General features: G+C 67.8%; 12 protein-coding genes. 11 read left to right on the top strand and 1 reads right to left on the bottom strand.

From position 1 onward, the window contains the following. Window positions 1–25 precede the first annotated feature (25 nt). The 9 genes from ACREPD_RS01745 (at window position 26) to ACREPD_RS01705 (ending at window position 20983) form a co-directional block, all read left to right on the top strand. On the top strand, window positions 26–1228 hold the full coding sequence (locus ACREPD_RS01745) for a DesA family fatty acid desaturase (RefSeq protein ID WP_431597683.1): 1203 nt from the start codon (window positions 26–28) through the stop codon (window positions 1226–1228). A 72-nt stretch (window positions 1229–1300) separates the two neighbouring features. Continuing rightward, a complete protein-coding gene (locus tag ACREPD_RS01740; protein WP_431597697.1) occupies window positions 1301–1600 on the top strand; it encodes an EF-hand domain-containing protein in 300 nt (99 codons plus the stop codon). Window positions 1601–1885: 285 nt separating this feature from the next. Next, window positions 1886–3562, top strand: coding sequence for a ShlB/FhaC/HecB family hemolysin secretion/activation protein (locus ACREPD_RS01735; RefSeq protein WP_431597682.1), 1677 nt, complete (start codon window positions 1886–1888; stop codon window positions 3560–3562). 80 nt (window positions 3563–3642) lie between these two features. Continuing rightward, complete coding sequence (locus ACREPD_RS01730) at window positions 3643–14409, top strand: hemagglutinin repeat-containing protein (protein ID WP_431597681.1); 10767 nt, start codon at window positions 3643–3645, stop codon at window positions 14407–14409. Continuing rightward, entirely contained in the window at window positions 14406–14822 is a 417-nt protein-coding gene (locus ACREPD_RS01725) for a hypothetical protein (protein WP_431597680.1), read from the top strand. Before ACREPD_RS01730 ends, ACREPD_RS01725 begins: the two co-directional genes overlap by 4 nt. A gap of 118 nt (window positions 14823–14940) precedes the next feature. Further along, window positions 14941–15753, top strand: a complete 813-nt coding sequence (mutM, locus tag ACREPD_RS01720; protein ID WP_431597679.1) for a bifunctional DNA-formamidopyrimidine glycosylase/DNA-(apurinic or apyrimidinic site) lyase — start codon at window positions 14941–14943, stop codon at window positions 15751–15753. A gap of 65 nt (window positions 15754–15818) precedes the next feature. Beyond that, window positions 15819–16385: an ECF-type sigma factor gene (locus ACREPD_RS01715; RefSeq protein ID WP_431597678.1), complete on the top strand. Its 567-nt coding sequence runs from the start codon at window positions 15819–15821 to the stop codon at window positions 16383–16385. 74 nt (window positions 16386–16459) lie between these two features. Continuing rightward, on the top strand, window positions 16460–19333 hold the full coding sequence (locus tag ACREPD_RS01710; RefSeq protein WP_431597677.1) for a protein kinase domain-containing protein: 2874 nt from the start codon (window positions 16460–16462) through the stop codon (window positions 19331–19333). A 48-nt stretch (window positions 19334–19381) separates the two neighbouring features. Then, a complete protein-coding gene (locus tag ACREPD_RS01705; RefSeq protein WP_431597676.1) occupies window positions 19382–20983 on the top strand; it encodes a glucan biosynthesis protein in 1602 nt (533 codons plus the stop codon). Between the two features lie 39 nt (window positions 20984–21022). Here ACREPD_RS01705 and ACREPD_RS01700 read toward each other — a convergent pair whose 3' ends face one another. Then, the gene (locus ACREPD_RS01700) at window positions 21023–21643 is read right to left on the bottom strand and encodes a thymidine kinase (protein WP_431597675.1); all 621 of its coding nucleotides are present in this window, start codon (window positions 21641–21643) and stop codon (window positions 21023–21025) included. 171 nt (window positions 21644–21814) lie between these two features. Between ACREPD_RS01700 and ACREPD_RS01695 the strand changes: the two genes are divergently transcribed. After that, on the top strand, window positions 21815–23791 hold the full coding sequence (locus ACREPD_RS01695; RefSeq protein ID WP_431597674.1) for a UvrD-helicase domain-containing protein: 1977 nt from the start codon (window positions 21815–21817) through the stop codon (window positions 23789–23791). 131 nt (window positions 23792–23922) lie between these two features. Further along, window positions 23923–24465, top strand: a complete 543-nt coding sequence (locus tag ACREPD_RS01690) for a GNAT family N-acetyltransferase (protein ID WP_431597673.1) — start codon at window positions 23923–23925, stop codon at window positions 24463–24465. The last annotated feature ends 48 nt before the right edge of the window (window positions 24466–24513 follow it).

The following is a 24513-nucleotide window of genomic DNA, read 5'->3' as shown; positions in this document are numbered from 1 at the left end:
GCCGTCGCGGCCCGGAGTTCCCGCAATGCTCGATACGCTCCTCAACTTCCTGACCGGCGGCGTCGTCGGCCTCGGCTGGTGGGGCATGGGCCTGGTGCTGCTGGTGTTTACCCAGCTGACCATCTTTGCCGTCACGCTGTACCTGCATCGCAGCCAGGCGCACCGCGGCGTGGACTTCCACCCGGTCATCGCGCACTTCTTCCGCTTCTGGACCTGGCTCACCACCTCCATGATCACCAAGGAGTGGGTGGCCATTCACCGCAAGCACCACGCCAAGGTGGAAACCGAGGAAGACCCGCACAGCCCGGTTACCAAGGGCATCAGCACGGTGTTCTGGCGCGGCGTCGAGCTGTACCGGGAAGCCCGCGGCATGCGCGCGGACATCGAGCAGTACGGCCGCGGCGCCCCGGATGACTGGATCGAGCGCCACCTGTACACCCCGCACGCCAACCTCGGCCCCGTCGCGCTGCTGGCGGTGAACCTGCTGCTGTTCGGCCTGCCCGGCGTGGCCCTGTGGGCGATCCAGATGGCGTGGATTCCGTTCTGGGCCGCCGGCGTGGTCAACGGCCTGGGCCATTGGTGGGGCTATCGCAACTTCGAGTCGGCCGACACCTCCACCAACCTCACCCCGTGGGCGTTCTGGATCGGCGGCGAAGAGCTGCACAACAACCACCATGCCTTCCCCAGTTCGGCCCGCTTCTCGATGCGCCGCTGGGAATTCGACATCGGCTGGACCGCCATCCGTGGCCTGCAGGCCGTCGGCCTGGCCAAGGTGCTGCGCGTCGCGCCCAGCATGGATGTGCGCCCGAACATTGCCGTGCCCGATGCCGAAACCCTGAAGGCGCTGCTCTCGCACCGTTTCCAGGCCATGACCGACTACCAGCGCAACGTGTTCGTGCCAGCCTTGCGCGAAGAGGCGGCCATGGCCGGGGCCAAGCTGCGCCAGCTGTTGCCGCGCCGCATGCAGCGCGGCCTGGTCAACGACGGTCGCTGGCTCAAGCCCGACTGCCGTGCCGAGCTCAGCACCTGGGTTGAACAGCGTCCGCGCATCCGCGTGCTGGTGGAACACCGCGCGCGTCTGGCGGCCCTGCTCGAGGCCCGTGGCAACGACGCCGCCGAGCGTCTGAAACTGCTCCAGGCCTGGTGCCACGAGGCCGAAGCCAGCGGTATCGCCGCGCTGCAGAACTACGCCGCGCGCCTGAAGGGCTACGCGCTGACGGCGCACTGACCGGTGCGCACCGCACATCGTGCTTCAGGAAAACGCCGCCTCGCGCGGCGTTTTTCCTGCCTGTCGCTGCTGCTGCTCGCTGCGGCCGTGCAGGCCCAGGTAACCGACACCGGCACCTACCTGCAGCGCATGGACACCGATGGCGATGGCAAGGTCAGCGTCGAGGAATATGTGCAGTGGATGCTCTATGCGTTCGACCGCATGGACCGCAATGGCGATGGCGTGTTGAGCGCCGATGAGCTTCCCGGGGGCAAGGGCAGGCCGATCACCCGTGACCAGCAGCGCCAGACCATCATCGAGCGCTTCCACAAGCAGGATGCCAATGGCGACGGGTTCCTGAGCGCGAAGGAACTGTCCGCGCCGCCGCGTTGATTGGCCACGACCTGCCGGGTTCAAGTTTCCCCGCCCGCTGCCGCTACACAGTGTGCAGTCCCCTCCATGGTCCAGTGCGATCGAGAGGGTTTACATATTCTTAACTTTTGCTAGAGTGTGCATCGCTACTCCCGTGTCCGACCGGTTTCGGTTGACAGGGCGGGCACCGCAGGGTGTTCATGCGGTGAGGTACACGCACTGGCCAGGAAGGTCAGGCTCTGACAGGGACGAGCAGAACGAATGGATGCAGTACTACGAGTACGTTGGCGCCGGTTGAGCGCCTCAGTGATCATCACCGGCGCCTGCCTTGCCGCACCGGCCGTTGCATGGGCCCAGCAGGGCCAGCCCACGCTTGCCGACCAGCAGGAACTGCGTGATCGCGCCGAGCGTGAAGCGCGCGAGCGTGCCGAGCGCCAAGCGATTCCCGAAGTCACCGCGCCTGCTGCGCCCGGCGCTGCGGATCATCGCTCCACCGAGCTTCCCGACGAATCGCCGTGTTTCCGGATCGACGCGATCGTCCTGGACGGCGCGCATCGCGACACCTTTGCATTCGCCCAGCACTATCTCGACCAGTACCAGGGACGCTGCATCGGCCAGGAAGGCATCGCGCTGATGGTGCGACGCGCGTCGGACCTGGTGCTGGCCAAGGGCTACGTGACCACACGCATCGGCCTGCCCGAGCAGAACCTGGGCGCAGGCACCCTGCGCCTCCAACTGGTGCCCGGGGTGATCCGCCAGATCCGGTTCGCCGATGGCAACCACGGCGACGCCATGTGGAAGAGCGCCTTCCCGGCGCGTCCGGGCGATGTGCTGAACCTGCGCCGCCTGGAGCAGGGCCTGGAGCAGCTCAAGCGCGTGCCATCGCAGGACGTGGAGATGGAGCTGGTTCCCGGTGCACAGCCGGGTGAGTCGGACGTGGTGATCACGCTCAAGGCCGCCCGCCGCTGGCGTGGCGCGCTGTCGCTGGACGACGGTGGCAGCGAGGGCACCGGCAAGCAACAGGCCGGCGCAACGGTCTGGGCCGACAACCTGCTCGGCATCAACGACATGCTCAGCGTGGGCGTCAACAGCGACGGCAGCGCCGAGCGCGGCAAGGGCACCCACGGCTACAACGCATCGTGGACCGCTCCGCTGGGCAACTGGCGCTTCAGCACCAGCACCTACGGCTCGCGTTACGCCCAGATCATCCAGGGCAACAACGAAGACTTCAGCAGCACCGGCCGTTCGCGCAGCGTGGACCTGACCGTCGAGCGGCTGCTGGCCCGCGGGCAGAGCTACCGCACCGGGATGGAACTGCGCGTGGCGCAGCGCAACTCGCGCAGCTTCGTTGAAGGCGTGGAGCTGCGCGGCCAACGCCGTCGCACCACCTCGGCCGAACTCGCGCTGCTGCACCGCCAGTACCTGGGCGCGGCGCAGGCCGACCTGCGTCTGGCCCACCGTCGCGGGTTGCCCTGGCTGGGCGGTGATGACGATGTTGCAGGCCGTGACCCTGAAAGCCCCACCTTCCGCTACGGCATCACCGTGATCGACATCGGCCTTGGCGCACCGGTGCTCAAAGGACCGCGACCGATCTACTGGAACAGCGCGCTGCGCTACCAGTGGACCTCCGATCCGCTGTACGGCTCGGAGTTCATCAGCATCGGTGGCCGCTACACCGTCAATGGCTTCGATGGCGAACTGATGATGGGTGGTGCGACCGGCGGCTATTGGCGCAACAGCCTCAACTTCAGCCTGCACCGGCGCTTCTCGCCGTATGCCGGCGTGGACGTTGGCCACATTGCCAGCAACGCCGCGCAGGGCATTGCCGGCGGAAACATGAGTGGCGTGCACGTGGGTGCGCGTGGCCAGGCCGTGGGCCTGGACTGGGACGCCTTCGTCGGCTTCCCGCTCGATGCACCCCGCGCCATCCGTGACCAGAGCCCGTCGCGCGTCGTCGGGTTCCGCCTGGCCACGCAGTTCTAGTTCGGCGCAACGCAGCAGCACCCCGCGCAGGCAGCGCAGGTGAAACGGCAGTACCCCGTATCCGACATGGAAGATCCGTCATGAAGACACGCCCCGAAGCCTCGCACCGTTCGTCCGTCCCGTCGCCCTCCCGCGCCCGTTGGCGAATGGGCGTACTGGCGGCCATGGTCACCGCGGTGTTCGGCGGGCCCTTCAGTTCGTTCGCGCAGGTGCAGCCGCAGGCCGGCGGCCAGACCCGGCAGGAAGCCTCGGGCAACGGCGTGCCGGTGGTGCAGATCGCCGCGCCCAACCCGGGCGGCGTGTCGCACAACCGCTACGACAGCTACAACGTCGGGCGGGAAGGCCAGGTACTCAACAACAGCGCGGTCACCACCCAGACCCAGCTGGCCGGCTACATCCAGGGCAACAGCAACCTGCAGCCGGGGCAATCGGCGCGCGTGATCCTCAATGAAGTCACCTCCAGCAACCGCTCGCTGCTGCAGGGCCACGTTGAAGTGGCCGGCGCGGCCGCCCAGGTGATCATCGCCAACCCCAACGGCATCACCTGCGATGGCTGTGGCTTCATCAACACCACCCGTGGCGTACTGACCACCGGCACGCCGCTGTTTGGCGGCGACGGCAGCCTGTCCGCCTTCCAGGTAGGCCGGGGCAGCATCCGCATCGAAGGTGCGGGCCTGGACGCCGACAACCTGCAGCGGATCGACCTGCTGGCGCGCGCGGTGGAGATCAATGCCGGGCTGTGGGCCAAGGAAGCCAACGTGGTGGTGGGGGCCAACCACATCGACTACGAAAGCCTGGCCGCACGTGCGATCCAGGGCGAAGGCACCACGACCGGGTACGGCCTTGACGTGGCCGCGCTCGGCGGCATGTATGCAGGCAAGATCCGCCTGGTCGGCACCGAGGCCGGCGTCGGCGTGCGCAGCGCCGGTGCGCTGGTCGCCACCGGGGGCGACTTCGTGCTGACCAGCAGCGGCGACGTGCAGCTGACCGGTCGCACTGCGGCCGCCGGCAACATCGTCGTGGAAAGCGCCGGCACCCTCGCCAGCACCGGCGCCACGCAGGCCGGTGCGGACATGCGGCTGAGCGGCCGCGACGTCCAGCTTGCCGGCACCGCCTACGCGGCAGGCGTGTTGGACGCGCGCGCGTCCGGCGATCTGGACGCGTCGGGCAGCGTGTTGGCGGGACGGCTGCAACTGGGCGCCGACGGCAACCTGCGCCTGGCCGGGCAGGCCGAAAGCCGCGGCGACATCGACCTGCGGGCGGGTCAGCAGCTGGACAACCGCGCGCAGGTGATCGCCACCAACCAGCTGCAGGCGCGCGCCGCGCGCATCGTCCAGCAGCAGGGCGCACGCCTGGCGGCACAGGGTGAGCTGCGCCTGCAGGCAGACGCTGGCATCGACAACGCCGGCGTGGTGATCGGCAGCACCGGCACCCGTATCGACGCAGGCTCCCTGAGCAACCGTGGGCAGATCTACGGTCAGCGCGATACCGCGCTGATGGTCAGCGGGAAAATCGACAACAGCGGCCTGATCGGCGCGGCGCAGAACCTGGCCGTGAACGCCGGTACGCTGCAGCAGTCGGCCTCGGCGGAGCTTTCCGCCGGTACCGACGTCGCCCTGGATGTCAGCGGCGAGCTGGCCAACGCCGGCCAGCTGATCGCCGAGCGCACCCTGGACGTGCGCGCGGACCGCCTGACCAACACCGGCACCGCGGCCGCCAGCGACACCCGCCTCAACGTGGGCGCCCTCGACAACCGCGGCGTGGTGCTGGCGTCCGGCACCCTCGATATCGACGCCTCGCGCCGTATCGACAATGCCGCCGCCGCACGCCTGCGCGCGGGCCAGACAATCACCCTGCGCTCGGCGCAGGTGGACAACGCCGGTGAGATCGTCAGCGATGGCGACCTGCGCATCCGCGCCGACGACATCGTCAACCGGCAGCGGCTGGAAGCGGCGCAGCAGGTGCAGCTGGACGCACGCACCCTCGCCCAGAGCCGCGACGGCCTGGTGATCGGCCGCCAGCTGGCGGTGACCACCTCCGGCCAGCTCGACAACGCCGGGCGCCTGCATGCCACCGAGCGGATGACGGTCGGCGCGGGCAGCCTGGACAACAGCGGCACGATCTACAGCGCCAACGGCCTGCAGCTGGACAGCACCGGCACGCTGCGCAACGCCGGCGTCATTGCCAGCGATGCCGCGATCACACTGCGCGCGCAGGCGCTGCAGAACCTGGCCGGCGGTGACATCTCCAGCGCGGACCTGCTCGACATCGAGACGCTGCAGGCGGCCAGCAACGCCGGCAATCTGTACGCACGGCGCGCGCTGGAACTGCGCGCGGCACGCATCGACAACAGCGGTGCCGTCTACAGTGCCGGCAGCGCCGAGCTGACGGCCAGCAATGCGCTCACCAACCAGGGCAGCCTGGTGTCCGTGCAGGCGCTGACCGTTCAGTCCGGCACGCTGGAAAGCAGCGGCGACCTGGGCAGCGAGCAGTCCGATGTACGCCTGACCACTACGGGTGATCTGGCCCTGACCGGCAAGACCATCGCCGCCGGGCAACTCAACGCCCAGGCGGGCGGCACGTTGCGCCAGAGTGGCAAGGCCTACGCCGCGACGGGCGTGACCCTGCGCGCCGAGCGCGACCTGCAGTTGGCGGGCAACCTGGATAGCAGCGCGGGCATCGCCCTGCATGCCGGCCAGGCGCTGACCAGCGACGGCGATGTGTACGCCACCGGCGCGATCAGCGCAGAGGCGGGCACCCTGCTGCGCAACACCGGCAGCATGCAGGCAGTGGCGGTGACGCTGCAGGCGGGCACGGTAGAAAACCGCGGCCGTCTCCTGGCCAGCGGCAACGTCACCGTGAGCGGCGACACCGTCGACAACAGTGGCCAGATCGTCGGTGGCCTGGCGGCCAACGGCGCCCTGGGCAGCACCGGCCAGGTCAGCCTGACCGCGAACGGCCTGCTGCTGCAATCGGGCAAGGTACATGCCGGCCAGCGCGTGGCGCTGCAGGGCAGTGGCCTGGACCTGCGCAACGGCCTGGTCTGGTCGGGCGGTGACCTGGTGGCCCGCGCCACCGGCGGCACGCTCGACAACAGCGATGGCACGCTGGTGGCCACCGGCATGCTGCAACTGGAAACCGGTGGCGAGCTGATCAATCAGCGTGGCTCGCTGCAGGCCGCGCGCCTTGGTCTGCTTGCCGCTGCGCTGGACAACCGCGCCGGTGAGCTGATCCAGACCGGCAACGACGCCTTGACCCTCGCTTTCAGCGGCGCGCTGCGCAACGACAATGGCCGCATTGCCGCCAACGCCACCGACCTGACCGTGGACGTGGCCACGCTCGACAACAACGGCGGCCGCATCGAGCACGCCGGAGCGGGCACCGCAACCGTACGCGCCGGCCAGCTGAACAACAGCAACGCGGGCCTGATCGTCGGCAACGGTGCGCTGCGGGTCGAGGTCTCCGACAGCCTGACCAATACCACCGGCAGCCAGATCAGCGCCGGCCGCAACGCCGATATCCGGGCGCGCCAGATCGACAACAGCGGCGGCCGCATCGACGCCGTGGGCAACCTGCAGCTGAGCGCCACGCAGGCGCTGCAGAACGTGGCCGGCACCGTGGCCCAGCGCCAGGCCGGTACCCTGCAGATCCAGGCGGCCAGCGTGGACAACCGCAATGGCCTGATCGGTGCCGAGGGTAGTGCCAGCGTGACCACGGCCAGCCTGGGCAACCAGGGCGGCAATCTCTATGCGCGGCAGAACCTGACCCTCGACATCAACGGCGACCTGCGCAACGGCGGTGGCCTGCTCTACTCCGGTGGGCAGCTGCAGCTGGACGCCGACGGCGTACTCGACAACCAGGGCGGCAGCATCGAAGCCTATGCCGCCGCCGGCATCACCGCCGGCTCGGTGGACAACCGCAGCGGTCGCCTGGTGGTGGATGGCAACAACACGCTGACCGTCACCACGGGCGGTGCGCTCGACAACAGCGACGGCGTGCTTGGCAGCACCCAGGGCAACATCGTGCTCACCGCCGCCAACATCACCAACCAGCGCGGCAAGCTGGTCGCCGGCCAGAACGCCACCCTGCAGACCGCCCTGCTGGACAACCGCTCTGGCCGCGTCTACGCCGGTAACGATCTGAGCCTGGATAACGCGTCGGCCACGGTGCTCAATGGCGCCGGCGAGCTCTCTGCCGGCAATCGCTTCACGCTGCGCGCCGCGAGCCTGGACAACACCTCTGGCCGCCTCATCACCCGCAGCAGCACCCTCTACCTGGGCGCACTGAACAATGCGGGCGGCGAGATCAGCGCCTACCAGCAGCTGTGGGCGCAGTTGCAGATGTTCCAAGGCAACGGCCGTCTGTTCGGCGGCGTCGATCTGGAACTGCACCTGGCCGGCGACTACCTGCACCAGAACGGCCAGCAGCTGCAGAGCAACGGGCGCCTGGCGCTGAATGTTGCAGGCACGCTGACCAACCAGGGCCGCATTGAAACCAACGGCAGCCTGGAGCTCAACGCGGCCCAGATCGACAACACAGCGGCGGGCACCATCAGCGCCGGCAATGGTGCCGGTACGGCCAGTGCGTCGCTCAACGCCAGCCAGGGCATCAACAACACCGGCCGTATCGACGGCGACCGTGTGCAGACCACCAGCAGCTGGTTCACCAACACCGGCACGGTGATGGGTGACCAGGTCACGCTGAGCGCCGGCACCGTCACCAACGGCCGCGAACTGGGCACCGCCGTGCCCGTGCGTGATTACAACGAAGGCCTGCTGGCCACCACCGGCACGCTGGCCATCAACGCCGACGTCTTCAACAACCTCGACGGCGAGCTGTACAGCATCGGCGACATCCGCATCGGCGGCCGCTGGGGCGGCAATGCACAGGCGATCGTGAACCGCTCCGGCCGCATCCAGGCCGAGCGCGACCTGGTGCTGCTGGCGCTGGGCGTGCGCAACGAACGGCGCGTGATGCAGTACGAGCAGAAGACCTATACGGCGGCCGACCAGGCCGGTGATCCGGATGCCGGGCGGTTCAATGGCGGCGATACGCCTTACGAAATCTACCAGCGATACTGCAGCAACTCGCAGTCGCCATGCTTCATCTGGCGCGATCACGGCGTCACCCATACCGACACCGTGCTTGAAGGCACGCGTGTGATCGCTGCCAGCGCGGCCGCTCAGTTCCTGTCCGGTCGCGACATGCTGATCAGCGGCGGCAGCGTCGACAACATCTACTCGGCCATCGCGGCGGGTACCAACCTGACGATCAACGGCCGAGGTTCCTCCAACAGCGACAATCCGGCCGACTGGGCCGGTGTGGTCAACAACGTCGGCCTGACCGCCACAAAGACGATCCAGCGCGTCTCCGAGTACGAGGTGGAGTACCAGACCTGTCGCTCGGGCCTGACGTGCCAGGAAGAGCCCCGCTGGGCCAGCGGTACGCTTGGCACCACCACCGTCACCAAGGAAGTTGCGGTGCCGGGCGGCAATGCCAGCATCACTGCCGGCCGCAACGTCACCATCGAAGCGCGCGACGTCAACAACACCGTGGTCAACGTTGGCAACGGAGGCGCAGCGGCCGACATCGGCGGCTGGAACGGCGTGGGCGCCTACGTGCCCACCCTGGGCAACGGGAGCCAGGCCGGCGCGGCCACCGGCAGCACCGGTGCACCGGACCCGGTGACCGGCATTGCCACGGGCCCGACCACCGGCACCGTCGGTGGCAACGGACAGGGTCCCAACGTCGGCGTGCCGGCACCGGGTACCAGCGGCGTGGTCAAGCCGCCGCAGGTGGTGGGAACCGCACAGAACCCGCTGCCCGGTCTGCTGCCGCCGAACTCCGGCCTGTACGCCGTGGACCCGGGCAATCAGCGCTGGCTGGTGGAGACCGACCCGCGCTTCGCCAACTACGGCCAGTGGCTGGGCTCGGACTACATGTTCGACAAGCTCAACCTCAACCCGGACCAGCGCCTCAAGCGCCTGGGTGATGACTTCTACGAACAGCGCCTGGTGCTGGAGCAGATCACCGGCCTGACCGGCCGCAAGTATCTCGATGCCGACCTCGACAACGGCATGGACCAGTATCGCGCCATGATGGACGGCGGCGTGACCGAAGCCGGGCGCCTGCAGCTCACCGTGGGCATCGCACTGTCGGCCGCGCAGATGGCCGCGCTGGACGAGGACATCGTGTGGATGGTGGCCCAGGAAGTGGGCGGCCAGCAGGTGCTGGTGCCCGTGGTGTACCTGAGCCAGGCCACCGCCGACCGCCTGCAGTTGGGCGGCGCGGCCATCGCCGGTGAGAGCGTGGACATCCGCGCGAACAACGTGAACAACCAGGGCATGATCGCGGCCGACAGCCGCCTGTCGATCGATGCCGGCAGCCTGCTCAACGATCGCGGTGCGATGACGTCCGGCGGCAGCCTGCGGGTGTCGGCGGTCGAAGACATCATCAACCGGGACGGCCTGATCCAGGGCGGCAGCATCAGCCTGGTTGCCGGCCGCGACCTGCAGAGCGTGGCCAGCCTGGGCGTGGCGCGCATCGAATCGACCGGTGACCTGGCCATGGTCGCCGGCCGCGACCTGTCGCTGGTCGGCGCGCAGACCAGTGCCAAGGGCAATGCGGCGCTGGTTGCCGGGCGCGACCTCAACCTGACCACCCAGCAGAGCGGTGCCTCCGGTGAGAACTTCAACCGGACCACGCTCGACGTGGGCGGCAGCCTGGGCCTCCAGGCGGGCAATGACCTCACCCTCACCGCGGTGCAGGTGAAGGCGGGCAACAACCTCAGCGTCGTGGCCGGCAACGACATCAACCTCAATGCGCTGACCACCACCCAGACCACCACCACGCGCAATGGCTCGTCGACCCGTCAGACGCTGGAAACCAGCGGGCTGGATGCCGGCGGCAACATGGCACTGGAGGCGGGTCAGGACATCAACCTGCAGGCGGCTGATCTCCAGGCCGGCAAGAGCATTGCCGCCATTGCCGGGCGCGACATCAACCTGGACCAGATCACCACCACCGACAGCAGCGAAGAAGACATCCGCCGCAAGCGCTACTCCATGCAGAGCGAGGCACACAGCGACACCTCGCACGGCACCGTGCTGCAGGCTGGCGAGGGCGTCGCGCTGATTGCCGGTCGTGACGCAACGCTGACGGCGGCGACGGTGTACGCCGAAACGGGCGGCATCAGCATCTCTGCCGGTCGTGACGTCACCCTGACTACTGCCGAAGAAACCAGCGCCTACGAAAAAGATGAGTGGAGCAAGAAGAAGGGAACCTTCTCCAGCAAGACCACCACCAGCCATGACGAGGCCAGCAGCACCCGCAACGTCGGCACGGTCCTGAGCGGCGAGTCGGTGAACATCGTGGCCGGCAACAACGTCGGCATCGTTGGCTCCGCGGTGATCGCCGACAACGACATCCGTATCGGTGCCGGCAACAACGTCACCATTGAGTCGGCGCAGGACACCTTCAGCGAAGACCACAGCTTCAGCCAGAAGAAGTCAGGCTTCTCGGCCGGCTTCTCCGGTGGCGTGGCCAGCGTGGGCTACAACAAGTCGCGCAACAACAGCCAGAGTTCGACCGACACCACCACCCAGGTGGGGTCGGCCATCGGGTCCATCGACGGCAATGTGGCCATCAGCGCCGGCAACCAGCTGACCATCGCGGCGTCCGACGTTGCGGCAGGCAAGGACATGGCGCTGGCCGCCAAGGACATCCAGCTGCTCGCACGGCAGGACACGGTGGATTCGCAGTCGAGCCAGTCCAGCAAATCCAGCGGATTCTCCGTGGGTATCACGCTGGACCCCGGTGCGGCGTACCGTGCCGGCCGCGATGCTGAAACGGCCAACCGCGAAGACAGTGGGTCGTTCATCGGTGAAACCACCCGCACCGCGGACGGCATGATCGCCGGCTACCGCGCGGCCACGACGGCCGTGGTGGTACAGGCAGGCAGCCACCGTTCCAACAGCGCCGAGAACGGAAGCACCAGCGACGCGCGCGTCAGCCAGCTCACCGCCGGCGGCAACCTCACCCTGATCGCCACCGACGGCTCCATCACCAGCCAGGGCGCGCAGATGTCGGCCGAGGGCAACGCGGTGCTGGCGGCCAGCAAGGACATCGTCTTCGACGTCGCCCACAATACCGCCGCCAGTGGCAACAACAGCGACGGCAAGGGCTGGGGCATTGCCAACAATACCGCCCACCTTCCGGTTGGCATGCACAACAACAAGGGCAACGGTGCCGGCGTCAGTGACACCATCACCGGCACCCAGCTGTCGGTAGGCGGCAACGCGACCCTCACTACCACGCAAGGCGACATCAGCCTGACCGGCAGCAACATTGCCGCTGACGGTAATGTCAACGTCCATGCTGCCGGCGACCTGACCATACGCAGTGGCCAGGACACCCGCAGCAACGCCAACCAGTCCGACAACAAGGCCATCGGTACCGTGGTGGTGTCCGACACCGAGCGTTTCTCGGGATACCACACCGAGCGGCACCGCGACGCCAACGACCAGGTCACCCAGGTGGCAAGCAACGTGGCCAGCCTGGGCGGCAATGTGTCGTTGTCGGCGGGAGGCACCTATACGCAGCAGGCCTCCAACGTACTGGCGGCCAACAGCGTGGACGTCACCGCGCGTGACATCCAGCTGCTGACGGCCGAGAACAGCGGCAGCCAGATGAGCCGCGACGACAGCCTGAAGGTGGGCGTCTTCGCCCGCGTCAGTTCGCCACTCATTGATCTGGTGAACAACGTGGACGCCGCGCGCCAGGCCGATGGACGCCTGCAGAACATGCAGGCGCTCGCCGCTGTTGCCACGGGGTGGAATACCTACAAGGCCGCCACCAGCGGGACCCTGGCCAGTGCCGAGGCCGGTGTCGGCTTTGCCACCAGCAACAGCCAGTACGACGCCAACTACCAGACCTCGCAGGGCTCGACGATCAGCGGTGGCGGGAATGTCAGCATGACCAGCACCGCAGGGGACATCCACGTGGTGCAGGGGAATCTGAAGGCAGGCAACACCCTGAGCCTGGATTCGGCCAACGACATCCTGCTGGAAGCGGCGCGCAATGAAGCGGCCGAGAAGGCACGCAGCAGCTATTCCGGTGCCGAGGTAGGCGTGGGCGCATCGGTCGGCGCACAGACCGGCGTGTACGTCTATGCACAGGCCAGCGTGGGCAGCAGCCGCAGCGACGGACAGTCGTCCACTTACCAGAACACGCAGCTGACCGCCGACAATCTGCAGCTGACCTCGCGGGGCGACACCACGCTGCGCGGCGCCTCCGCGCAGGCAAACACGATCTCGGCGGACATCGGCGGCGATCTCAACATCGAGTCGCTGCAGGACCGCATCACCCAGGAGTCCAAGAGCAGTGAAGTGGGTGGTCGTGTGCAGATCTCCTTCGGTACTGCCTGGAGCGCCGGCGGCAGCGCCAGCTCGTCGAAGGCCAACAGCGACTACACCGGCGTAAACGGTCAGTCCGGCCTGTTCGCCGGCGATGGTGGCTTCGACATCCGCGTCGGTGGCAACACCGACCTGAAGGGTGCCGTGATTGCCAGCACCGCCGACCCGAGCAGGAACTCCCTGTCTACCGGGAGCCTCACCGCGTCGGACCTGGCCAACGAAGCCAGCGGCAAAGCCAGCAGCGCCAGCTATTCGGTCAGCAACGACATGCTGAGCGGCAGCAAGTACGGTGCGGCCATGGGCATCATCAAGAACACGATGGGCGAGGGTAGCGACAGCGAGGGCCGTTCAAGCACCACCCGCAGCGACATCGCGGCCGGCACCGTGGTCATCCGCAATGGCGATACCACCGCGTTGGATGGCATGGAGCGCACCGCAACCACGCCGGCCGAATCGCTGCAGCAGATCGATCTGCAGAAGCTGCAGAACAATGCGGCCGCCGAGCAGATCGGCAAGGCGCTGGTGTATGAGCAGGCGCAGAAGTTCACCGACGAGGCCTACAGGACCATGTTCCTGGAGGAGGCGAAGGTTTACGTGGTCGACCGCGACGAAGAAGGCAATGTCAGGAGGGATGCAGAAGGCAAGGCCGTTATCCGTGAGTTGACGGGGGACGAGAAGAAGAACCTGAAACCGGGCAAGGACGGAAAGATCCACATCGCGGACAACGGGATCAATAACGTACTTGAAGGTGCCGAAAAGTACGCAGATCAGCACTCCACGGCGGACGGTCCGCAGTACTTCATTCATTTCCCCAAGGCAACCAACGGCCTGTCCGAACTGCTGATCGCCGGCTATCAGAAGTACATGGAAAGTGACCTGCTTGGGCTGGCCAATGCTACCGAGCTGACCAAGCAGTACATGCTCGAGTACGGTCAGACCGGGCTCCATCTTGATGGCCACAGCCGCGGGTCGTTGACCATCGGAAACGCGATGGAATCCCTGTTGAACATGGAAAACCCCGTCGGAAAGCTCAGTGGCACCACCATCAGCTTCCTGGGCCCGGCATACAACGCCGCCGCCGCTGACAACCTGTTGTCCAAGTTGCAGGACCGAAATTCCTGGGAGGTTCCGCAGGAAGGCGTACTGACCCTGCAGAACCATGCAAACGATCTTGTCGGTCGCTTTATCGGAAAGAATCCGATTACAGGGGGCGGCACGCCCGACGACTCGTCGTCGCTTTGGGAGAAGCTTCGCGTTCTGGGCGGCACCAATACACCGCACAACTGCTATGGTGCTGCGCCTGAGGCTTGCCAAAGGTTGTGGGAGGGGTCGCCTGGCCTTCAGTCCGCTCCGATCCCGATCAACCAGATTGACATGACAAACGCGAACAAGTTCTGGTACGAGTTCGAGAAGCGTCGGGGAGCGTTCAAGTGATCCGGCAAATCATGGTGATTGTCGCGGTCATTACGATGGCCGGATGCCTTCCTCGGAATGCGTTCGCGCCGCCGCCGGACAACTGGGAAATGTGGAGGAAGCCAGGGACCGAGCAGGTGGTGCTATGGAAGGACCTGCTGAACTGCGGCTATGACAGCCCTTTCGGCGGCCTGCGGGTGAAGGAGCGCGTGCCAAGAACGCTCAGCCAGGTTGCAGGCTCGATGATCTGCATGGAGCAGCTTGGTTATATCCATTCTCCGGGAGGACATGACAAGCCGATCTGCCGCAGCAGCGGCTGGAAGGCGACAGATGCGTGTCTGTCGGGGAAAGATATTCCGACACCCGATCCCCAAAGGCGGTTGAACGGCGCCTATTGCAAACAGTACCCAAAGTCGCGCGCGTGCCTTCCCTGATCAGCATTGCGCTGCTGGAAACCGTAGAGCGGGGCTCTGCACCGCTGCACGTGCGCCATGCAGCGGGGCAGAGCCCCGCTCTACGGCGGTTCACCGGGAGACCCCTTAAAATCCCCCCATGCCCGAGCTCCCCGAAGTCGAAACCACCCGCCGCGGCCTGGCCCCGCACCTGGAAGGCCGCAGCATCCACGGCGTGATCCTGCGCAGGCCCGACCTGCGTTGGCCGATTCCCGACGAAATCAGCGCGCTGCTGCCGGGGCAGGCCATCCAGGGCGTGCGCCGCCGCGCCAAGTACCTGCTGCTGGATACCGCCATCGGCAGTGCGTTGCTGCACCTGGGCATGTCCGGCAGCCTGCGTGTACTACCGGGGGACACCCCGGTGCGCGCGCACGATCACGTCGACATCAGCTTGGACAACGGCCGCCTGCTGCGCTTCAACGACCCGCGCCGCTTCGGCAGCCTGCTCTGGCAGCCGGCCGGTGAAACCCATGACCTGCTGGCCGGGCTCGGTCCGGAGCCGCTGGACGACGCCTTCGACGGCGACTACCTGTTCCGGCGCAGTCGCGGCCGCAGCGCCTCCGTGAAGACCTTCCTGATGGACCAGGCCATCGTGGTGGGGGTGGGCAACATCTACGCCGCCGAGAGCCTGTTCATGGCGGGGATCAACCCGCTGCGCGAGGCCGGCAAGATCTCGCGTGAGCGCTACCAGCGCCTGGCCACGGCGGTGAAGCAGATCCTGGGCCACGCCATCACCCGCGGCGGCACCACCCTGCGCGATTTCATCAACCCGGACGGCGCGCCGGGCTATTTCGAGCAGGAACTGCTGGTGTACGGGCGTGAAGGCCAACCCTGCCGCCAGTGCGGGCGCCCGCTGCGCCACGCCACAATCGGCCAGCGCGCCAGCGTCTGGTGCGGCCACTGCCAGCGTTGAACCGTCGCACGCACGAGTACCTACGGGCGTTATAGTCGGCCCAACGTCACCGGCGGGGGTGTGCGATGGACGAAAGCCCGGATATCACCGTATGGCTGGACTCGGCCAGGGGGGGCGACCGTGCGGCGCTGGACCGGGTGCTGACCCTGCTCTACCAGGAACTGCACAGCATGGCCCGGCGCCAGCTGGCCGGCCAGCAGGGCCGCACGCTGGATGCCACCTCGCTGGTGCATGAGTCTTACCTCAAGCTGCTCGGCGCACGCGGCGCGGCGCGCTTCGAGGACCGCGCCCACTTCTTCGCTTATGCCGCCTCGGCGATGCGCAGCGTGGTGGTCGATTACGCGCGCAACCGGCTGGCCCGCAAGCGCGGTGGCGACCTCAAGCGGGTGGCCGAAATTCCCGAGAACAGCAGCAGCGGCGTGCGCCTGGACGAAGACCTGTTGGCGCTGGATGTCGCGCTCGCGCGCCTGCAGGCGGTCGATGGCCACCTGGCCAAGGTGGTGGAGCTGCGTTACTTCGCGGGGCTGTCCGAACAGGAAATCGCCGATCTGTGCCAGCGCTCGGAGCGCAGCATCCGGCGTGACTGGCAGAAGGCGCGCATGTTCCTGCTGGCCTCGGTCCGCGAGGACTGACACCGGCAGGCTGGGAGCCCGCGCAGGCGTGCGGGCAATGACACGATCGTGGGGCCAGGGGCGGGAGCGGGCCAATGGACGCAGTGCGCTGGCGGCAGGTGTCCATGCTGCTGGATCAGTTGCTGGAAATGCCTCCGGACCAGCGCGCGGCGCGGCTGGCGCACCTGCGCGCGGCCGATCCCGCGCTGGCCACCGACCTGCAGCGCCTGCTCGACCATGAGCAGGAAAGCCAGGAGTTCATGGCGCAGCCGCTGTGGACCGCCGCGCCGGAAGACAGCCGCGCCGGCAGCCACATCGGCCCCTACCGCTTGTTGCGGCAATTGGGCGAGGGCGGCATGGGCGAGGTCTGGCTGGCCGAACGCGCCGACGGCCTGTACCAGCGCCAGGTGGCGCTGAAACTGCTGCGCAGCGGCTATGCCGACCCGGGGCTGCGCCAGCGCTTCAGCCGCGAACGCGAAATTCTGGCCCGCCTGCAGCACCCGCACCTGGCCCAGCTGCTGGACGCCGGTGTGGACCTGCAGGGCCAGCCCTATCTTGCGCTGGCCTATGTGGAAGGCGAGCCGATCACCGACTACTGCCAGCGCCTGCAGCTGCCGCTGGAGCGCCGCCTGCATTTGATGCTGCAGGTGTGCGCGGTGGTGAGCCACGCGCACGCCAACCTGATCGTGCACCGCGACCTGAAGCCCTCCAACATCCTGGTCACCGCCGACGGCGAGGTGAAGCTGCTGGATTTCGGCATCGCCAAGCTGCTCGACGACGAAGAAGCCCGCATCAATGCAGCACATCCGCCGACCGAGGCGCGCGCCTTCACCCTGCACTACGCCGCGCCAGAGCAGGTGCGTGGCGAGGCGGTGACCACGCTGACCGACGTGTATTCGTTGGGGGTGGTGCTGTTCGAGGTGATTACCGGGCGCAAGCCCTACCGCCTGCGCCGCCATAGCGATGCCGAGTGGGAACGGTCGATCCTGGAGGTCTCCGCACCGCGCGCGTCCAGCGTGGTGCTGCGCGGCGACACCGCCGATGCGGCGCCGTCGGTCGCCACCCGCCGCCTTGCCCGGCGCCTGCGCGGCGACCTGGACACCATCCTGCTCAAGGCGCTGCAGAAGGAGCCGGCGCAGCGCTATGCCTCGGTGGAGGCGCTGGCGCAGGACCTGCGGCGTTTCCTCGAGGGTCGCCCCATCCATGCGCGGCCGCAGCGCGCGCTGTACCGCCTGCGCAAGTACCTGGGGCGGCATCGCTGGGGCGTGGTGCTGGGTGCGATCTGCGTGCTGGCACTGGTCGCGCTGGCGGTGCTGGCGCTGTGGCAGATGCAGCAGGCGCGGCGTGAGATCGCCCGCGCGCAGGCCATGCAGGACTTCACCATCGGCCTGTTCGACCGTGCCGCCAGCGTGCGCCACGGCAGTTTCGACGTGCGCCAGCTGCTGGCCACCGGGCAGCAGCGCGGCGAAGCCGAGCTGGCCGACCAGCCGCTGCCGCTGGCCGACCTGGAAGGGGTGATCGGGCGCCTGCGCATCGGCATGGGCGACTACCAGCTGGCGCTGCAGACCCTGGACCGGCAACGCGCGCTGCTGGAACAACTGGAGGAGGTGCCGCCCAGCCTGCAGCTGGAAGCGGTCACCCAGCGCGGCCGCGTGCTGCGCATGCTCGGCCGCTCCCGCGAGTGCGTGGCGCACATGACGCCGATGCAGGCGCTGGCCCTGGCCCAGCGCGAGGCGCTGCCCGCGCAGGTGGCCGAATACCACGCCCAGCTGGGGCGCTGCCAGCAACTGCTGGGCTACCGCGACGAGGCACGCGGCGCCTTCGAGCTGGCACTGGCGTTGCGGCGCGGTGCGGTCCACGACGTGACCGGCACGGCGGAGAGCCTGGCCGATCTGGCGGCGCTGGAGAACGACGAGGGGCATCCGCAGGCCGCGCTGTCCGGCTATCGCCAGGCGTTGGAGCTGCTGCAGGTACGCTCCAGCGAACGCCATCCGCAGCTGGTCACGCTACGCCGCCACCTGGGTGAAACGCTGGCGGCGCAGGGCGATCTGGATGCCGCCGAACAGACGCTGCACATCGCCTGGTCCGACGCGGTCAGCCTGTATGGGCCCGACCACCCGGAGACGCTGAACATCCGTCGCCTGCGCGCCACCCTGGCCCTGCAACGCGGCGACCTGGAGCAGGCCGAGGCCACCCTGCAGCAGGTGCACCGGTTGACCCTGCTCGCGCTGGGCGAGCAGCACCGCGACACCGGCCAGACCTGGCACGCGCTGGGGCGTTCGGCACTGGAGCGCGGCGACACCGAGGCGGCGGTGGCCGACTTCGCGCATGCCGTGGCGATCTGGCGACAACCCGATTGCGTCGGTCTGCTGCCGCAGGGCCTGTACGACTGGGGCAGCGCACTGGCCGAGGCGGGCCGCTGGCAGGAGGCGCTGGCCGCGCTGCGTGAGGGACGGCAGTGGCAGGCCGCGCAGCGGGGGGAGGACGACCCGGACGTGCGGCGCGCAGACCGCAAGATGGCCGAGATCATCGGTGAGTACGACGACCCGCGGGAGGCCGGCGACCGCCTGGCCGCCCTGATGCGGCACTCCGCGCGCGGTGGGCCGGACGCGCTGATGCAGCAGCAGGCCGTGCAGCTGGCGTGGGGCCGCAACCTGATCCGCATGGGCCAGACGGTGGAGGCGCAGCGCGCGCTGCAGCCACTCACCCAGGGCGAGTCGCCCGACCCGCGCAACATCCACCTGCGCTGGCTGGCACGCGCCGCGCTGGGCGAACTGGCCTGCGCCGAGTCGCCGGCGCGGGGCCGTGAGATGCTGCTGCGGCTGCAGGCCGAGGTGAAGCAGCAGCGTCCGCAGGGCGGCCGGGTGGAGCGCCGGATCGAGGCCGCGCTGCAGGCCTGTCCCACCCGCGGCACCTTGGCCCACAGAGGGCAGCCTGAACGACGGGTCGCCACCACAGCGGCGAATTAACGTCCGCGTGCCTATGATGGCCGGCCCTCTCCTGCCATCGCTGCCTGCATGCAACGACGCGACTTCATCCGCAACGCCTCCCTGGCCCTGGCCGCCATCGGTTTTCCCGCGCTGCCGGCCTGTGCCGCGCAGGGCAGCCAGGTGGGCCTGCGCCGGCTCGGCCAACCGCAGCCCTTCGACTTCGCCACGCTCAAGGGGCAGGCGCGCGCGCTGTCCGAGGCGCCGTACAAGACCCACCGGCGCACCCTGCCAGGTCCGCTCGAGGCGCTGGACTGGGACCAGTACCAGTCGATCAGCTACCGCCAGGACCACGCGCTGTGGGCCGACCAGCCCGGCCGCTTCCAGGCCAAGTTCTTCCACCTGGGCCTGTACTTCCACTCGCCGGTGCGCATGTTCGACATCGTCGACGGCAAGGCGCAGGAACTGGCGTATGACCCGGCGGCATTCGACTACGGCAAGAGCGGCCTGAAGAACGGCCACCTGCCGGCCGACCTGGGCTTTGCCGGGTTCCGCCTCAACACCCGTGCCGACACCGACCGCGACTTTGCCGCGTTCCTCGGCGCCAGTTACTTCCGCGCGGTGGGCAAGGAAGGCCAGTACGGCCAGTCCGCGCGCGGCTTGGCGATCGACACCGGCATGGACCGTCCGGAGGAATTCCCGGACTTCATCGCCTACTTCCTGGAGCAGCCGGCGGCCGATTCCAACACGCTGGTGGTGTATGCCCTGCTGGATTCGCCCAGCGTGGCCGGCGCGTACCGGTTCGCCATCACCAATGGCGATGTGCTGCTGATGGACGTGGACGTGGCGCTGTATCCGCGCAAGACCATCGAGCGCTTGGGCATCGCGCCGTGCACCAGCATGTACCAGGTGGGCGAGAACGACCGCCGCATGGCCTGGGACTGGCGCCCGGAGATCCACGACACCGATGGCCTGTCGATGTGGACCGGTGCCGGCGAGTGGATCTGGCGCCCGCTGTCCAACCCGCGCCAGCTGCGCTTCAACATGTTCGTGGACAACAATCCGCGCGGCTTCGGCCTGCTGCAGCGCGACCGCAACTTCGACCACTACCAGGACGACGGAGTCTTCTACGAGAAGCGCCCGTGCCTGTGGGTGGAACCGAAGGGGCAGTGGGGCAAGGGCTCGGTGCAGCTGGTGGAGATTCCCACCGTGGACGAGACCTTCGACAACATCGTGGCGTTCTGGAACCCGGAAGCGAAGCCGCAGCCCGGCCAGGAAATGCTGCTGGGTTACCGCCTGTACTGGGGCGCCGAGCCGCCCGCGCGGCCGCCGCTGGCGCAGGCCGTGGCTACCCGCACCGGACTGGGTGGGGTGATCGGCAAGAAGCGCGAGTACTTCTCGTGGCGGTTCGCCGTCGACTTCCAGGGCGGCGAGCTGGCTGCGCTGATCGACAAGGGCGAGGTCGAGGCCGTGGTGCAGACCAGCCGTGGTCGCACCGAAACCGTGTCGGCGCGTCCGCTGCGCGAGATCAAGGGCTACCGCGCCATGTTCGACCTGGTGCCGCCGGACGACAAGACCGACCAGATCGATATCCGCCTCTACCTGCGCAGCGGCGGCAAGACGCTGACGGAAACGTGGTTGTATCAATATTCGCCGCCGCCGGCGGGGGCGCCGGAACGAACGTTGTATTGATGACGGGTACCCACCAACGGTGGGTACCTACCGGCGCGGTTACAGCGGTAACCGCGCCTGGGCCGGATCAATCCGGCCCTCGCCCCGCGTGATCTTCTTGAACTCGGCGCGGCTGACCGACACGTAGCGCTCGTTGCCGCCGATCTCCACCTGCGGGCCGTCCTGCACGGCGTGGCCGTGTTCGTCCACACGCACGGTCATCGTGGCCTTCTTGCCGCTGTGGCAGATGGTCTTGATCTCCTGCATCTCGTCGGCCCAGGCCAGCAGGTACTGGCTGCCCTCGAACAGCTCGCCGCGGAAGTCGGTGCGCAGCCCGTAGCAGAGCACCGGAATGCGCAGCTGGTCGACCACTTCGCTGAGCTGCCAGACCTGGCTGCGGCTCAGGAACTGCGCCTCGTCCACCAGTACACAGCCCAACGGCCCGGCACTGGCGATGTCCGCGCGGATCAGCTGTTCCAGGTCGGTATCACGGTCGAAGGCGACGCCATCGGCCTTCAAGCCGATCCGCGAGGCCACCACACCGCGCCCGGCGCGGTCGTCCAGGCGTGGGGTCAGGATGGCCACGCGCATGCCGCGCTCACGGTAGTTGTGCGCCGATTGCAGCAGCGTGGTGGTCTTGCCGGCGTTCATCGCCGAATAATAGAAATAGAGCTTGGCCATGCCGGAATTCTAAACGTCCGCCCGCCCGCCGTCGCCGTCATGAACCGGTTCAGCAGCAGGGCGCTCCGCTCGCACCGGCAGCTGTGCCCCGGACCCCGTTACAATGCCGCTCCCTGCGCGCGCGGGTTCGACCTCGCGAAGCCACGCAGGGCGTGGCTCTACGGAGAAGGCATGCACGGTCTCAACCCCCCCCAAAGCGCGGCAGTCCTGCACTGCGAAGGTCCCCTGCTGGTGCTCGCCGGCGCGGGCAGCGGCAAGACGCGCGTGATCGTGGAAAAGATCGCCCAGCTGATCGCCAGCAAGCGCTACCCCGCGCGGCGGATCGCGGCGATCACCTTCACCAACAAATCCGCCAAGGAAATGCGCGAGCGTGTGGCCAAGCGGTTGCACGGTGGCGACGCCGAAGACGTCACCATCTGCACCTTCCATGCGCTGGGGTTGAAGTTCCTGCAGATCGAACACGCCGCCGTCGGCCTCAAGCGCGGCTTCTCGATCTTCGACGCCGACGATTCCACCTCGCAGGTCAAGGACCTGATGTACGGTGCCAAGCCGGACGACATCGAGGACGTGAAGAATCTGATCTCGCGGGCGAAGAACGCCGGCTTGTCGCCCGAACAGGCGATGGCCGCCGCGCGCAGCAACCGCGAAAAGGAAGCGGCCAGCGTCTACGAGCGCTACCAGCTGCGCCTGAGCGCGTTCAACGCGGTGGACTTCGACGACCTGATCCGGCTGCCGGTGCAGGTGCTGGAGGAAAACCCGGAGATCGCGCTGGCCTGGCGCGAGCGCATCGGCTACCTGCTGGTCGACGAATGCCAGGACACCAACGATGCGCAGTACCGGCTGCTCAAGCAGCTGGCCGGCAGCGTGGGCAACTTCACCTGCGTGGGTGATGACGATCAGTCCATCTATGCCTGGCGCGGTGCGAACCCGGAAAACCTGCAGCAGATGGCGCGCGATTATCCCGCGCTGGAGATCATCAAGCTGGAGCAGAATTACCGCTGCTCCAACCGCGTGCTGCGCGCGGCCAACGCGTTGATCGCCAACAACCCGCACGAGCATCTCAAGAAGCTGTGGAGCGACCAGGCCGACGGCGAGCGCATCCGCGTGTGGGAGTGCCGCAACAGCGAACATGAAGCGGAAAAGGTCGCGGCCGAGATCTCTTACCTGGCCACCTCCAAGCAGATTCCGTGGAGCGACTTCTGCATCCTGTTCCGCGGCAACTTCCAGTCGCGGCCCCTTGAAAAGGCGCTGCAGCTGGTGCGCGCGCCGTACCACATCACCGGCGGCACCGCGTTCCTGGAACGCCAGGAAGTAAAGGACACGCTGTCGTGGCTGCGCCTGCTGGTGAACCCGGACGACGACACCGCCTTCATGCGTGCGGTGCAGTCGCCCAAGCGCGAAGTCGGCGCGGGCACCCTGGCCAAGCTGGCCGAACTGGCCTCGGACAAGGAGCTGCCGATGGCGCATGCGGCCGAGGCGATCGGCGCGCTGTCGCAGCTGCCGCCGCGCGCGGCCAATGGCCTGAGCCGCTTCACCGACATCCTGCGCGACCTGCGCGCGGAAATGCCGAAGCTCAGCTCGGGTGACCTGGTGCGCAAGCTGGTGAAGGACTCCGGGCTGGTGTCCGAGCTGCGCGGGGCGTGCAAGGAAGAATCGGTGTATCAGCGCCGCGTCGGCAACCTGGAAGAACTGGCGCAATGGTTCGAAGGCGGCCCGCGTGGCGCCACCACCGCCGACCTGGCCGCGCAGCTGGCGCTGTTGTCGCGCAACGACAAGGACGATGGCGGCAACCAGGTGCGCATGATGACCATGCATGCGTCCAAGGGCCTGGAATTCCCGTACGTGTTCATCATCGGCTGCGAAGACGGCGTGCTGCCGCACCAGGTCAGCCTGGACGAAGGCAACCTGCAGGAAGAGCGCCGGCTGCTGTACGTGGGCATTACCCGGGCCAAGGTGCAGCTGTGGATGAGCTACAGCAAGCTCACGCGCAAGTTCGGCGAACACATACGGCTCAAGCCCAGCCGTTTCTTCGATGAGATTCCCGCCGAGGAAATGCAGCGCGACGGCGCCGACCCGGTCGCCGACGCCGCCCGCAAGAAAGAGCGCGCGAGCGCGGGTCTGGCGGCGATCGAGGCACTTTTCGATTAGGCAACAACCGGCTGGGTAGAACCGACTGGGTAGAGCCGACTGTTAGTCGGCTGCCGTTCGCGCGGGCGCCCAGGGGCAGCCGACTAACAGTCGGCTCTACAATCCCACTCATCCAGCCTGCGAGGAACGCCATGTCCGCCCTGATCCAGACCGACCGCCTGCATCTGCGCCTGATCGATCCCGATCATGATGCCGCCGACATGCTGGCCCTGCTCAACGAACCCGGCTTCATCCGCCATATCGCCGACCGCGGCGTGCGCACGCTGGCGCAGGCGCGCGACTACACCGCCGAACGCGTGCTGGGCAGCTACACGCTCAACGGGTTCGGCATGTACGCCGTGATCCGGCGCAGCGACGGAGCGTGGCTGGGCAACGCCGGCCTGGTGCGCCGCGACGGGCTGCCGGCACCGGATGTGGGCTACGCGTTGCGGGCGCAATACGAAGGCAACGGGTACGCGTTGGAAGCCGCACGCGCGGTGATGCATTACGCCCGCGACGTGCTCGGCTACACCGATCTGTACGGCATCGTGGCGCCGGAGAATCTGCGTTCGGCGGCGCTGTTGCGCAAGCTGGGCATGGAAGACCGCGGCGACCTGCGCCTGCCGGGCCCGCGCGATGAAGAAGTGCTGCTGCTGTTCGCTACGCCGGGGGCGCCCGCGGTGGTGGGGGCATGAATGCCTGACGGGCGGCTTCGTCCAGCCGGGTCGCGGGCGCCGTAGAGC

Source organism: Stenotrophomonas sp. (assembly GCF_050737075.1).
GTDB lineage: Bacteria > Pseudomonadota > Gammaproteobacteria > Xanthomonadales > Xanthomonadaceae > Stenotrophomonas.
This window is presented reverse-complemented; position numbering and strand designations above follow the sequence as displayed.

What these genes read in the sequence shown, in the direction of transcription:
- ACREPD_RS01745 (WP_431597683.1), top strand. Translation starts at nt 26, where the DNA reads ATGCTCGATACGCTCCTCAACTTCCTGACCGGCGGCGTCGTCGGCCTC.
- ACREPD_RS01730 (WP_431597681.1), top strand. Translation starts at nt 3,643, where the DNA reads ATGAAGACACGCCCCGAAGCCTCGCACCGTTCGTCCGTCCCGTCGCCC.
- mutM (WP_431597679.1), top strand. Translation starts at nt 14,941, where the DNA reads ATGCCCGAGCTCCCCGAAGTCGAAACCACCCGCCGCGGCCTGGCCCCG.
- ACREPD_RS01715 (WP_431597678.1), top strand. Translation starts at nt 15,819, where the DNA reads ATGGACGAAAGCCCGGATATCACCGTATGGCTGGACTCGGCCAGGGGG.
- ACREPD_RS01710 (WP_431597677.1), top strand. Translation starts at nt 16,460, where the DNA reads ATGGACGCAGTGCGCTGGCGGCAGGTGTCCATGCTGCTGGATCAGTTG.
- ACREPD_RS01705 (WP_431597676.1), top strand. Translation starts at nt 19,382, where the DNA reads ATGCAACGACGCGACTTCATCCGCAACGCCTCCCTGGCCCTGGCCGCC.
- ACREPD_RS01700 (WP_431597675.1), bottom strand. Translation starts at nt 21,643, where the DNA reads ATGGCCAAGCTCTATTTCTATTATTCGGCGATGAACGCCGGCAAGACC.
- ACREPD_RS01695 (WP_431597674.1), top strand. Translation starts at nt 21,815, where the DNA reads ATGCACGGTCTCAACCCCCCCCAAAGCGCGGCAGTCCTGCACTGCGAA.
- ACREPD_RS01690 (WP_431597673.1), top strand. Translation starts at nt 23,923, where the DNA reads ATGTCCGCCCTGATCCAGACCGACCGCCTGCATCTGCGCCTGATCGAT.